This is a genomic window from Knoellia sp. AC549 (assembly GCF_979258975.1).
The window spans coordinates 1785357-1798412 of sequence record NZ_OZ409890.1 but is presented as its reverse complement, the minus strand read 5'-3'; the positions used below and the strand labels follow the sequence as shown (position 1 = coordinate 1798412).

The window sequence follows — 13056 nt, the reverse complement described above, 5'->3', positions numbered from 1 at the left end:
ACCCGAGGAAGCATCCCACGGCGGGGTCGTTCTGAGGATGGGGAGCACTCCCCACGAATCGAGCCATGGCTACCAGTTCACCCAGTCTGACGTACCGGTCCGGCCATTCACGGTCGCGACGATCCGGATCCGGTTGTTGCTGTTCTGGGCGAAGATGCACCATCCTTCGACCGTCCCGCTGCCGGTGCTCGTGAAGTTGTACGGGCCGAGGGCAGACCGTCCGTCCTCACAGGTGTAGGAGCCTGGGCCCGACGGGAACTCGGAGTAGTCGAACCTGACCCGCGGACAACCTGGGGAGACGCGGCACGACCCCACACCATCGCGATCGATGTAGTTCGCGCCGGGACGAAGGTTCGTCACCTGGGGCTGCGGCGGGTTGTCGGTGCGACGGGTCATGGTCAAGGTCGGTGACTCTCCACCCTCGGAGAAGGCGGTGATGTTGATGGTGAGGTCCTGAGCCCAGCTGCCGCTCGCGGAGATCGAGGTGATCGGGCCCCCGTCGTGCGAGGCAGCACCCGTGACGCGCACTCGGGTGATGGGGCGGCCGTTGGTCGGCAGGTTCCAGTTGTAGGTCACGCTCTGACCCGACGTCGAACTCCCGTTGTCGGTGGGCTGGGGAGTGGCTCCGTAGGGCTGGACCGAGTTGCTGCGCGCCGGGTTGGACGTGCGCGTCCCGTTGTTGGTCGTCACGGTGAACGTCTGGTCCACGGTGCGCAGCCGGCTCGTCGTGATCGTCACGCGGCCACCCGCGGGGCACGCCCCACAGGAGTAGTTGCCGCTGCGGCCGTCGGAGGACGCCCACTGCACCGACTGGAAGCCACCGGCACGCGGTTGGCCGAGGTCGACGGTGAGCCGGGCCCGCTCGTCATTGGTCGGCGTCGCGGCCGTGACAGCGGGGTCGGACGGGATGCCGATCGAGGTGAACGACTCCACGTTGCTGTTGGGTGACTCCTTGTCGGCGCCGTTGGTCTGGGTCACGACGTAGTCGTAGGTGCGCCCGTCGTAGGTGACCTGGTCCGTCGCCGTCGTCGTGGTGGCAGCTGTCGTCTTGAGGACCGTCCAGGCGCCCCCGTTGACCCGTCGCTTGACGGTGAAGCTTCTTGGTCGGCGGCCCGTTGGGGGATGCGGGACTCCAGTCGAGGGTGATGGCCGCGAGGTCCTTGTTGGCCCCCGGGCCGTCAGGCGTGGCCTTGAGGCTCCCCGGCGGGAGCGGCGTGCCGGCCGACTGCATCGTCACCGCCGGGCCGAACGGCCCCGGCCCCGCCTCGTTGTAGGCCTGGGCAGCCACGGAGTACTGGGCCATGTTGTTGAGGCCGGTCACCGTGGTCGTCGTGGCGGGCGCGGCCACCTGCGCGGTGCGGGCTGCGCCACCGCCGTCGGGGATCAGCCGCACGAGGTACTTGGAGACGGGCGATCCCTTGTTCTCGGGCGGGCTCCACCTGATCGTCAATGAGCCGTCGTCACGGCTGGCCATCGTCACGCCCGACACGGCCCCCGGCTTGGTGTCCGGTCGGGCGGCGGTGCTCGGACCGCCCGGGTCGCCCTCGCCGACGACGTTGGTTGCCGTGACGGTGAAGAAGTAGTCCTTGCCGTTGGTGAGACCGGCGATGGTGCAGGGCGATGCCGTGCAGTCCTGGGTGCCCGAGGACCCGCCGGTCCACTTCGCGGTGTAGGTGCGGATCGGTGCGCCACCGTCGTATGCCGGTGCCGACCAGCTCACCCGGGCCCGGCCACCCGCATCGCGATCCGCCTGTGCCGCAACCGCCGTCGGGGCGCCCGGTCGACCGAGCATCGTGACGTTGACCGCCCCGTTGGCTGTGCGTCCGGGGGCGTCGGACACGCTGATGATGATGCGACCACTCGGGCTTGGCTTCGGCCCGGCGGACACGGTGAGGGTGCACCCGCTGCGGGTCACGGTGAGTCCCTGACCACTCGTCACCGACGCGGCGTCGACGGAGCACTTGGCGTCCTGGAGCGGGGAGTCGAGGTAGGAGCGGACATCGACCTCCTGGCTCTCACCCTCCTGGAGCCCATTGACGGAGATCGGACGCAGCCTTGGCAAGGGAATGGGTGCGACGACCGGCTCAGCGGCGCTCACCTGCTCGGGTGGCCGACCCACGACGGTGACGTTGACCTCGGCCGCGATGTCGGACCCCTCGACGCCCACGCGGAGCACGCCCTTGCCCGACCGGGCATCCGAGCCAGCACTCACCGTGAGGATCCGCTCGCCCGTGCCGCTGCGCTCGAGGCGGACGTCGGACGCCTCTCGCTGCCAGTCGGAGGTGAAGACGATGTCGTCCATGGACATGCCCACCGGCAGCCAGACCCGACACAGCGTGGGGAGGTCGAGCGACCGAGGCAGACCGCCCGCAAGGACGGTCACAGCCGCCTCAGGACAGCGCAGGAGCGGGACCCTGGGTCCGATCTGCACCGGCACCGAGACGTATGCCGTGTGGACGTCCTTCTGGTCGTCGGTCATCTGGTCGGTGACCTCGAACATCACCGACGCCGGCCCCACATATCCCCCGGACGAGGTCAGGGTGAGGTTGCCGTCGCTGTCGGCGGTGAGCCGCAGGTTGCGCGAGGGGGCCGTCGAGATGGTGCTGGCGGACGTGATGCCCAGCGTGCGGGCCTGCGGCGACTTCACGTAGTCGCCGAGCGCGACCGTCCTCGTCGCGTCCTTGTCCATCTCGATGAGGGCGCCCTCGACGACGAAGGGTGTGCCGCCCGACCCACGTGGGACGTGGATGACGGCCATGGCGCGGGCCTCGTCCTCGTCCTCGATGACGTAGGGCACGGTGTGCGGGTGGTCGAGGACCGTGACCGAGACCTTGCCGCCCTGGAGCCTGGCGTTCGGTGACAGCACCTCGACGACCCTCAGTGTCGACGGGTCCGAGTCGATGTCGGTGTCGTTGGCCAGCGCGTCGACGATCGTGGCGAGCTCGCCCTGCTTGGGCTTGGCGACGTCATCGGTGGCCGTCGGTGGGTTGACCCAGTCCTGCTGGCCACGCACGAGGAGGCTGGCGCGCGAAGGGTCGAAGAGTCCGTTGGTGATGCCATAGACGAAGTCGTGGACCGGGGCGCCCTCCTCAGGGACCTTGGTCGACACGGTCTGCTCGTCGCCATCGACCTTCCACTGGGACTTCTCCGAGTCCGGGTTGAGCTCCTCGTGCTCGAGCTCGACCGAGTCACCGCGGGCGATGAGGTCGTTGGCCGTCACCGGCACCGTGACGGTCTTGCCGGGCGCGGCGGTCACCGAGTCGTCGATGGCCACCGGTGGCTGCGCATCACCCGGAGCGACGACGCCGATGCGGACGAACGCTTGGCTGACGCCACCGAAGCGGTCGACGACCTCGTAGTTGATGACCTCGGTGCCCGACGCGGTCGGGAAGGACTCGTAGCGGATCGTCGACGGGCCGGTGGAGACCACGCGGCCCAGGCTGAGGTTGACCGGCCCACCGTCGGTGCCGACGACCCCGGTGACGCCGACCGTGTCGCCGTCGGGGTCCACCCCGGACGTGGGCACCGTGATGGTGAGCGGGTCTCCTGCGGTGACCGAGGACGAGAAGCTGCGCGCGACGGGCACCTGGTTGGGTGCCGCCGTCGTCGGCAGCGGGGTGACGCGGATGGTGACGCGGCCCGTCTGCGCGCGCTGCGGCATACCCTCCGGATAGGCGGCGTACTCCACGGTGACCGGCTGCTCGGTCTTGAGCCCCTTGGCCCACGGCACGAAGCGCACGACGTTGCCGGAGGCGAACGCGGTCTGCTCGACCTTCTCGCCGAGGACCTTGACGCTGTTGGGGTCGATCTTGAGCGGTATGCCGTCCGCCATCGTGTCGTTGTCGAGCACCGGCACCGCGACGGTGTCGCCCTCACGCACGACCGCCTTGTCGTCCTCGACCACCGGGTTGAGGTCGAGGGTCGGCTTCTGGGTCACGGTGACCTCACCGGTCGCGCGCTTGGACCCGTCGCTCACGGTGTAGCGCAGGGTCCCGCGACGCGTCGCGTCGGCGGCAGCACCCGCGGGCTCGAGCGCGACCACCCGGATCCAGCGGCCCTGGTAGATCGAGGCCTGGAGCCACGAGTCGTCGCCGCTCGCCCCGGTCGCGCCCTGGGTGACGAGTACGTCGGCGCGTGGGCTGTAGTCGTTGGCGAGCGGGTCGATGAGCGTCGGCGACTGGTCGCGCAGCGTCGCGGTGTCACCGACGGCCACGGGGGGCGCGTCCGGGTCCGCCGCATCGATGACGTCGACGCGGATGCGGCCCGGAGTGACGCCGCCACCGACCTGCGCGCCATAGGAGAGCTCGAACGTGCCCGGGCCCGCGGGGGTGATGGTGACGAGGTTGGTGTCGAGGTTGGTGTCGACGACGAGGGCACCGGTCGCCCGGACCTCGCCAGCGAGGTGCATCGGGTCGTCGGGGTCGCTGGGGTCGGCTCCGGCGATGTCGTTGCCGAGAGGCTCGATCTGGAGCGACTTGCCGACGACTCCGCGGATGACGTCGGGCTGGGTCACCGGCGGTCGGGCCCGGGTCTCGGTGAGGGCGATGACCTCGACCGGGACCGTGCCCTTGGTGCGGCCGCCGCGGCCGTCGTCGGTGACGTAGCCGATCTGCGTCTTGCCGGCGGTCGGTGGGGCGAGGTAGGCCAGGCGTCCCTGACCGTCGATGCTCAGCGAGTCGTCCTCGACCGTGGCGATGACCGGGTCGGACTCGGGGTCGCGCCAGTCGGCGATGACCGGGACCGCGAGGCGCTTGCCCGCGAGGACGGGGTATGCCGTCTTGGCCAGCTTGGCCTGCCCCTCCCGCAGGAAGGGGGCGTTGTTGGTGCCCTGCTGGGCGATGCTCACCTTGACCGCCGCGCGCGCCTTGGCCTTCACCTTGCCGTTGCCGACGAGATAGGTGAACTGGAAGGGAGCCGTCGCGCCGGCAGGGACGGTGACGTCGATGCTCTGGCCGTCGGCCGAGACCGATGCGCGGATGTCGGGGTCGGACGTCGCGCTCACGTCACGCGGGTCGATCGCCAGGACGGACCCCGCGGCGTCGGTGTCGTTGTCGAGGACGTGGAGCTTGCTCGTGCGCCCGGGTCGGACGGTCAGGTTGTCGGGCTTCGCGGTCGGCGGCTGCTGGGCGACGGCGTCGTCGACGAGGTTCTTGTCCTTCTTCTTGTTGTCCTCGTCGCGCTGCGGCGGCGGGATGAGGGCGTCCCAGTTGTCGATCTTCTGCTGGTTGCTCTGGACGTCCCAGGCTGAGCCGTTGTCGAGGTCGTTGAGGACGAGGACGCCGCGGTTGACCCGGAACGCGACCCCGTCGCGCAGCGGGGTCTCGCTGACGTTGTCGATGGTCCCGGTCGGCACCGGCTGCTCGCGTCCGCAGTTGGCCGCGTAGAAGACCTTGCCGACCTCGGACCAGGCGCCGTGGACGCATCCCGAGAGCACCGCAGGACGGGCCGGCAGGGGGACGCCGCCGCTGCGGTTGACCTGTTCGGCGATCTCGATGCCACCGCTCGGTGCGGCGCCGTCGAGCCGCACCATCCGCAGCCCGGATCCCGCGGACGCGGCCACCGCGTCAGCGCGCGGACCGGGGAGCTGGACCGCGGCATACGCGCGCTCGCCGGGTCTCGCAGCGAAACCGGCCGGGACGCCCTCGGTTCGACCGCTGCTGTGCACGGCGTCGCGCTGGGGGTCATAGATCGCCCAGGCCGAGCCCAGTGCCGTCACCTGCAGGAGGCTGCCGGTGGCGCCGGACTTCTCGGTGACCGGCTTGGTGAAGGTGAGTCCGGCCGGGCGGATCGTCGTCATCGTCCCCTTGGCGCCGGAGGCGACGTGGACGGCACCGTCCTCACCCACGGCGAGGACCGCGTCGGCGCCGACGGTGGCCAACGGCTTGGCGCCCGTGCCAAGGCCGGCGAGGTTGTCGATGCCCCCGCGCGAGTCGACGCGCTGGGCCCAGACCTTGCCGCTCTTGGGGTCGACCGCGGCGACGGTGCCGCCACGCAGGTCGACGAGGGTCGGTGTGATGCGACCGGCCTCGCGCGCGGGGACGCCCGGCGCCGTCGCGGTCTCCTCACGGAACAGGGCCGTCCGGACGTCGATCGGCTGCAGCTGGGCCGTCGCCTTGGACCACGCGATGACCGCGGCGCCGTCCTGGAGGACGTCGATGCCCGAGCCCGGCGCGACGTCGGCCGCGACACCGGCGTCGAGCTGCGACGCCGCCTTGTTGAGCCGACCGAACTTGGCCTGGACGTCGGAGGTGATCCAGACGCCACCGTCACCGACGTCGGCCTCGTGCACGGTGGCTCCCTGGGACGTCACGGCGGCGTAGCCCAGGGTCCCCGCCGCCAGCACGACGACGAGGGTCGAGGCGATCCGGGCACGGCGCCTGCTCGGCGCGCGGCGCGAACCTCGCTGCGCACGGGTCGACCCGGTGGGACGTCGGGACAGTCTCATGCCGCGCCTTCGGCCCCGCGGGCTCGACGGATCGAGGGCAGGGCCGGCAGTCGGCGACCTGCGGTGCGCTTGCGCCGGTCCCGCTCAAGCAGGGGGCGGAGGTCGAAGTCGGAACGCACTCGGCGCCAGGTCGAGACCGACCCCCGCAGCTCGCGCCGGACGAGGTCGGCGTCGGCGAGCAGGGCGGTCGCGACCTCGGGCTCGGGTTCACCGGGGCCGAAGACGGCCAGGTTGGCGCCGGTGGCGATGGGCTCGGCGGCGACGCCCTCGGGGAAGCTGGTCGCCTGCTCGAGCCGGGTGGCGCCCCGGGGCACGGCGATGCCGAGGCTGCGCGCGTCGGTGACGAGGTCGCGCCAGACCCACGCCGCGCGGGACGGGGTCGGGCCGGTGCTCGCGTGCCGACGTCGGCGGCGTGCCTTGAGCCAACGGATGACGACGTATGCCGTGAGCGCCAGGAGGATGGGCAGCACCAGTGCGAGGACGAGGAGCTGGAGCCAGAGGGGCCAGGCGCCGATGTCGAGGGGGTTGCGCTTCTTCTTCTTGATGTCCGTGGCGTTCTGAGCCTGGTCCGGACCCTGGAGCACCGACGGAGGGTTGACCCCGGCGGGCGGCGGCACCTGGGCGCCGACCTTCTGCTCCTCGGACTTGAGCTGCTGCTCGTTGGGCTTCTTGTTGCGGTCGGGCAGGAAGGTCGACGGCAGCAGGGCGTGCCACGAGCCGTTGTCCTCCTGGACCTCGACCCAGGCGTGCACGTCCTTGCCCTTGACGGTCCCGTCGGATGCCGGGATCGCCCCCATGACGACTCGGGTCGGGATGCCGAGCCGGTTGCCGGCGAGGGCGAGGGTCGCGGCGTACTGCTCGTCGTTGCCGGCGAGCTGGGTCGAGCCGACGAAGCGGCCGAGTCGTCCGAGGGTGTGTCCGGGCAGGTAGACCTTCTCGTAGGAGTTGGCCGTGCCACCGTCGGTGTAGGCGCCGTCCTGCGTCATCGTCTTGGCGACCGCCGAGAACTTCTCCCACGGGCTGCCCGCCTGACCGGTCCAGGCGTCGAGCTTGGCGTCGAGGAAGCTCGTGTCCTCGGCGACCTGGCCACCGCTCGCCACGTCGAGCTCCTTGGGGAGCTTGTCGGACCAGGTCCTGGGGTCGACGATCGCGTCGAAGCTGTAGGTGTCGCCGGGCTGCACCAGGGCCGGGACGACTGCCGTCTCGGTCGCGGTGTTGAGCCAGAGGGCGTCGGCGAGGTCGTCGCTGCGGGTGCCGGTGAAGCGCACCCCGGTCGTCGAGCCGGCGATCGGCAGCCAAGCGCCCTGGTAGCCGCCCTCCGGGACGGTCACCGTGGCCGTGACCGGGTCTCCGGTGCTGCGGGGCGCGATCCTCGAACCCACCTGCTGGAAGGGCGTGCCGTCCATCGCGCGGTCGGCGGCGCCCCAGACGAGACCGTCGTAGCTGTCGAGGGTGGCGAAGCGCAGGGGGGCACCCTGGGGCAGCCCGCTGACCCTGAGGATCTCGGTGTCGAAGAGGTCGGCCGAGTTGGGCTCGGTGTAGCGCCGGAAGCCCGAGAGAGGACTCGTGAACTGCGCGACGTCGTAGGGCGGGGTGAGCTCGGTGCGAACGATGGCGCGAGCGGACCCCTCGTCCGTGCCCGGCAGGAACTGTCCCAGGAAGGAGCCCGCGAGCGCGGCGACGACGAGGAGGACGACGCTGGTGATGGTGCGTGCCTGGCGCCCCGCGCCGTTCTGCATGGCGGCTCGGGTGCGCGCGGCGCGGGCGACGAGCCAGAGGATGAGGACGAGGGCGAAGAGGACACCCTGCACGAGCTTGGCGGCCGGTTGCTGCGTGCCGAGGGCGATGCTCCCGATGAGCAGGACGACGGGGGCGAGTGCCGCGGCTGCGACCGTGCTGAACCTGCGGGCGACGCCATAGGTCGCGGCCGCCCCGAGGAGTCCGGTGAGCCAGGGCAGCGCGACGAGCGGGCCCCGGGCGTCGACGGGAGGCAGGAGGGTGAGCCACTCCTTCCACCCGGTCACCGGTGTGACGGCGAGGTCTCGGAAGGTCTGCACGGAGGGCAGCACTCCACCGATGAGGTCGCCCCGCACCGCCACGGGTCCCCCGAGGACGAAGTGGAGGACGACGAGGACGAGGGCCGTGATGATGAGGGGCCACGACCGCACCTCGGCCACGTGGGCGACGAGGGTGCCGACGACGACACCGATGGCGGCAGCCAGCACCCACTCCCACCCGATGAAGCCGGTCCGGAAGCCCACGAGGGCGATCGTGACGAGCACGAGGGCGAAGGCGAGGTCGACCAGCGAGTCGCGCGACGGCATACCGAAGATCGAAGGACGGTCGGCGGCCTGGCGCGTCACGCGCTCGCCCGCTCGGGACCGCCGGCTCGCGGTGGCGTCGATGCTCATGCGGGGTCCCTGCGAAGTATCTGGAGGAGCGCAGCGGGGGAAGAACTTCGTGGGGTGCTCATGCCAGCGCTCCGCTGAAGAGGACGCGGCGGACGTCGGCGAGCTCGCGGACGGTGAGGATCGTCAGGCCACCCGCGCGACGGACACCGACCTGGGCGTCGGGATCGATGACGAGGGCGACCTTGATGACCTCGACCTCGAACTGCCCGAGCGCTCGCTGGACCTGGATGAAGGGACGGTGCGAACCGGTGACGAGGATCGCGATGCTGGCGTCGGGGGCGAGGGCGGCGGCGTCACCCGTCGAGGCGAACACGTCCATGGGGCCGACGCTGGCGCGGGCGAACGTGTCGAGGGTCAGCGGCGCCGTGGAGCGGGAGATGCGCTGGTCGTTGCAGACGATCGTCGTGTCCTGCTCGTCCAGGATCGAGCGGACCGAGAGCGAGGCGGCACACGAGATCGCGAGCTCCACGGCCGCGTCCTCACCGGTGTAGACCTCGGGCGAGGTGTCGACGACGACCGCGAGGTGGGACCGACGGGTGTCGAGGAACTGCCGGACGAGGAGGCGGCCGTGCTTCGCGCTGGAGCGCCAGTGGATGTAGCGGCGGTCATCGCCCGGCTGGTACTCGCGCAGGGCGTGGAAGGCCAGGTCGGACATCGACAGGTCGGGGGTCACCTCGCCCTCGAGGTCGCGCAGCAGCCCAGCACCGAGCGACTCGAGCGACGTCGTCAATGGGTGGACGAAGAGCTCGCTCTGCTCGGTCCACTCCAGGGTGCGGCGCACGAGCCCGAGAGGGTCGCCATGCACCGTCGTCGCGGGTCCGACCTGGATGACGCCCCGGCGCTCGGTCGGCACGACGAACAGCTCCTCGTGCGACTTGCCGGAGCCGAGCGAGGGCAGGGTGAAGCGGGCCGCGGAGCGACCGACGGGCAGCTCGACGAGCAGTGGGAGCATGCCGCGGCCGGAGAGGTTGCGGACCTCGATGCGACCGGTAGCGGGCTCGCCGACGGTGACCCGCGTCGGGTCGACGTCGGTGCGGATCTCGACCTTGGCGTGGCCGATGGCCAGCGCGACGCAGGCGAGGAAGAGCACGAGGCAGGCCACCGCGATCATCGCCAGCTCGGTCCACTCGTAGCGGCTGGCCAGGAACCAGGCGAGGAGACCCAGGGCGAAGACGGTCCAGCCGAGCGGGGACACCCAGGCCAGGACGCGGGAGATGGGTCGCCACACGGGCTCCGAGGCCCGGGCGAGCGGCTTGATGCGGTCGCCGGTGAGGTCGAGGATGCGGGCACCCGTCTGGGTGATCGCGGTCGGGATCTGCACCCGGGGCAGGGTGATCGTCGGCAGCTCGGGGCGTCGCCGGGTCGAGCGGTTGCTGACGCCACTGGCACGACCGCCCACGCCGCCTCCACCAGCCGGGGCGTCGTTGCGGCGCACGGCCTGGGTGTCCGCCTCGGGCTTGGAGAGGCCGAGGAGCGAGCGCCAGCGAGACCCGCCGGTCGCGGTCGCGCCGGAGGAGCGCTGCCGGCTGGGCTGCTGCTGCGCCGGGCGGACCTTGAGGGAGGAGCGGGAGACGGTCGACTCGTCGCCGTCGGCGGGGACAGGGGCGGGGGCGGGGGCGGACGGACTCTGCGCGGGCGCGGCAGGGCGCGACGCCCCACCACGCAGGTCGGAGCGCCGGATCGTGGCCGACTCGTCGTCGGGCCCCACCGGATCGGACATCGTCAGGCGACTCGCTCAGTCGGAGGCGCGACCTCGCCCAGGATCTGGTTGATGACCTGGTCGACGGTGATGCCCGCGAACTGCGCCTCGGCCGTGACGAGCAGGCGGTGGTTCAGGACCGGGTGGGCCAGCATCTTGATGTCGTCGGGGATGACGTGGGTGCGGCCCTGGCCGATGGCCCAGGTCTTGGCGCAGCGGATGAACGCCAGGCAGCCACGCACCGAGAGGCCGAGGCGGACGCTCACGTGACGACGGGTCTCCTCGGCCAGGCGCGAGACGTAGTCGAGGATCGCGTCGTCGACGTGGACCTCGTCGGCGAGCTCGGCCATGTCGAGGATGACCTGGGACGTGACGACGGGCTCGAGCGACTTGGTGCGGTCACGGGTCTTGGCGTCACGCAGCACTCGCACGGTGGCCTCGTGGTCGGGGTAGCCGAGCGTCGTCTTCATGAGGAAGCGGTCGAGCTGGGCCTCGGGCAGGCGGTAGGTGCCGGCCTGCTCGATGGGGTTCTGGGTGGCGACGACCATGAACGGCTCACCGACCTCGTGGCGGGTGCCGTCGACGGTCACCCTGCCCTCCTCCATCACCTCGAGGAGCGCCGACTGCGTCTTGGGGGACGCACGGTTGATCTCGTCGGCGAGGACGATCGTCGCGAAGATCGGGCCCTTGTGGAACTCGAACACCTTGGTGTTGGGGTCATAGATCGTCACACCGGTGACGTCGCTCGGCAGCAGGTCGGGCGTGAACTGGATGCGACTGTTGGTGCCGTGCACCGTGCTCGACAGCGCCCGCGCGAGCTGCGTCTTGCCGGTCCCGGGGAAGTCCTCGAGGAGCAGGTGCCCCTCGGAGAGCATGCAGGTGAGGGCCAGTCGGATGACGTGCTCCTTGCCGAGCACGGCCTTGTCGACGTTGCTCACCATCGCCTCGAAGGTCTTGGTGAACCACGCGGCCTGGTCATGGGTGACCGTCATGGGTCGGGGGTCCTCTCGTCGCGGTGGTGGGGTGAGACCGTCGGATCGGGGGAGGCCCCTGCCTGGCCCCCGGCATCCGATGCGTCACCCCCCATGGGTGCTCACACACCTGCGGACCGCTCGTCATGTCAAGAAGTCCCACGTATGCCGTGGTGAATGCTACCGGCTGTCTCGGCCGCGTCCCCATGGGTCTCGCAAACCGCTCCGCCATCTTGGGCATGGGTTCGTGCCCCTGCCCGCGGGTATGCCGCCCGCTCCCGTTCAGCAGTTCCCTCGACCTCGTGCCCCACTGGGACCACCCCCGTGCGACTTCGTGCCCCACTGGGACGCCGTGCGACTGTCACACCCGACCGGGACACTCACGACGTCACCAGATCTTCGGGGCGAACTCCTCAGCCAGCTGTCGTCGCCAGTGTCGCAAGTGCTCGTCCACCGGGCACTCGGCCAAGGGTCGCTGACAACAGCTGCAACGGAACTCGGCCGTGAGGTGCGCCTTTGCCTCAGCTCGGACCGCGCGCTGGAAACGTGTGTGGATCTGGCCTCCGTCAACAGCCTCGGACGGGCTCCATCTCACGACCTCCAACCCCAGCTCGGTGAAGCCGTCGCTCCTCATCCGCTCCAGGTCGAGTCTGTGCCGGACCCCCTCTTCCGTGATGCCATCCAGCAGGTACTTCCCGAGCCCGTCCGCCTCCCCGACGATGCCCTCTTCCGGCCAGAGGACGTCGCACCGGCCCACGAAGTCACCTCGTGCGGTCGTGACGTTCACCTGCGGGATCCCGACAGGTAGTCCCCACCTATGAGTTGCCCAGGCGGAGGCGGACTCCAGCCAGTTCTCCCGGCGACCGTCGGCGAGCATCAGGACGTCGTTGGACTTCGTGATCCCCGGCCATCTGCGCTGGTGTCGACGCATCGCCAGCAGTTCATCATGGGTCACCATCTGCGCCCGCAGCGCACCATCGGCAATAGCCAAGGCGTCCCTCGGATGCAGGTCGCGTGCACAGTCGACGACCGTCCGCGCACGGATGAGGCGAGGGACCCGATCGCGGATCTCCACGTGCTCATACGGTGTGCCCGCTCTGTGGAATCGCCTCCAGCTGTCCCCGCGAAGAGTGCGGGCATCCTCCATGAGGGTCATGGACACCCTCGCGGGGGGGTGCGTCGGGTGCGGCAGACCCAGCAGGGCGGCATCGCTCGCGTGACTCACGATCGCGTCCTTGGTCAACCGCACGGCGGCCTCGGACAAGAGTCGATGGCGCACCCAGTCCGGCTGGTCATCCCACGGTGACCGAACGGCATACAGACGGGAACGCACGGCTACCAGGCGTCCCCCGGCGACGGCCCGGCTGATGGCACGAGGGGACAGGCCCACCGCCAACGCATCCGCCCGGACGAACGGTTGGGGCAGCGAGTCGAAGGTGCTCATCCACCGAGGGTGTGGCTTGGCGAGCGCCGATGGGCATGAGACCAGCGTGGTTGTGGACAACGGCACGGTGGAAGTCGGCTTGTGGA

6 protein-coding genes are annotated in these 13056 nt (G+C 70.7%); all 6 read right to left on the bottom strand.

Translation table 11 applies throughout. The features are described 5' to 3' along the window. Nucleotides 1-69 precede the first annotated feature (69 nt). The 6 genes from ACZZ98_RS08625 to ACZZ98_RS08600 all read right to left on the bottom strand — a co-directional run bounded on the left by ACZZ98_RS08625 (nt 70) and on the right by ACZZ98_RS08600 (nt 12970). A complete protein-coding gene (locus ACZZ98_RS08625) occupies nt 70-978 on the bottom strand; it encodes a hypothetical protein (protein WP_463515849.1) in 909 nt (302 codons plus the stop codon). Beyond that, nucleotides 866-6445 (bottom strand): fibronectin type III domain-containing protein, encoded by a 5580-nt coding sequence (locus ACZZ98_RS08620; RefSeq protein ID WP_463515848.1) that lies wholly within the window; start codon nt 6443-6445, stop codon nt 866-868. The genes ACZZ98_RS08625 and ACZZ98_RS08620 overlap by 113 nt, the downstream gene beginning before the upstream one ends. Continuing rightward, nucleotides 6442-8856: a transglutaminase domain-containing protein gene (locus tag ACZZ98_RS08615; protein WP_463515847.1), complete on the bottom strand. Its 2415-nt coding sequence runs from the start codon at nt 8854-8856 to the stop codon at nt 6442-6444. Before ACZZ98_RS08615 ends, ACZZ98_RS08620 begins: the two co-directional genes overlap by 4 nt. A 58-nt stretch (nt 8857-8914) precedes the next feature. Further along, nucleotides 8915-10576, bottom strand: a complete 1662-nt coding sequence (locus ACZZ98_RS08610) for a DUF58 domain-containing protein (protein ID WP_463515846.1) — start codon at nt 10574-10576, stop codon at nt 8915-8917. A 2-nt stretch (nt 10577-10578) separates the two neighbouring features. Beyond that, nucleotides 10579-11547 (bottom strand): AAA family ATPase, encoded by a 969-nt coding sequence (locus ACZZ98_RS08605; RefSeq protein ID WP_463515845.1) that lies wholly within the window; start codon nt 11545-11547, stop codon nt 10579-10581. A 367-nt stretch (nt 11548-11914) separates the two neighbouring features. Beyond that, nucleotides 11915-12970 (bottom strand): hypothetical protein, encoded by a 1056-nt coding sequence (locus ACZZ98_RS08600; protein WP_463515844.1) that lies wholly within the window; start codon nt 12968-12970, stop codon nt 11915-11917. Nucleotides 12971-13056: the final 86 nt, after the last annotated feature.

What these genes read in the sequence shown, in the direction of transcription:
- ACZZ98_RS08620 (WP_463515848.1), bottom strand. Translation starts at nt 6,445, where the DNA reads ATGAGACTGTCCCGACGTCCCACCGGGTCGACCCGTGCGCAGCGAGGT.
- ACZZ98_RS08615 (WP_463515847.1), bottom strand. Translation starts at nt 8,856, where the DNA reads ATGAGCATCGACGCCACCGCGAGCCGGCGGTCCCGAGCGGGCGAGCGC.
- ACZZ98_RS08610 (WP_463515846.1), bottom strand. Translation starts at nt 10,576, where the DNA reads ATGTCCGATCCGGTGGGGCCCGACGACGAGTCGGCCACGATCCGGCGC.
- ACZZ98_RS08605 (WP_463515845.1), bottom strand. Translation starts at nt 11,547, where the DNA reads ATGACGGTCACCCATGACCAGGCCGCGTGGTTCACCAAGACCTTCGAG.
- ACZZ98_RS08600 (WP_463515844.1), bottom strand. Translation starts at nt 12,970, where the DNA reads ATGAGCACCTTCGACTCGCTGCCCCAACCGTTCGTCCGGGCGGATGCG.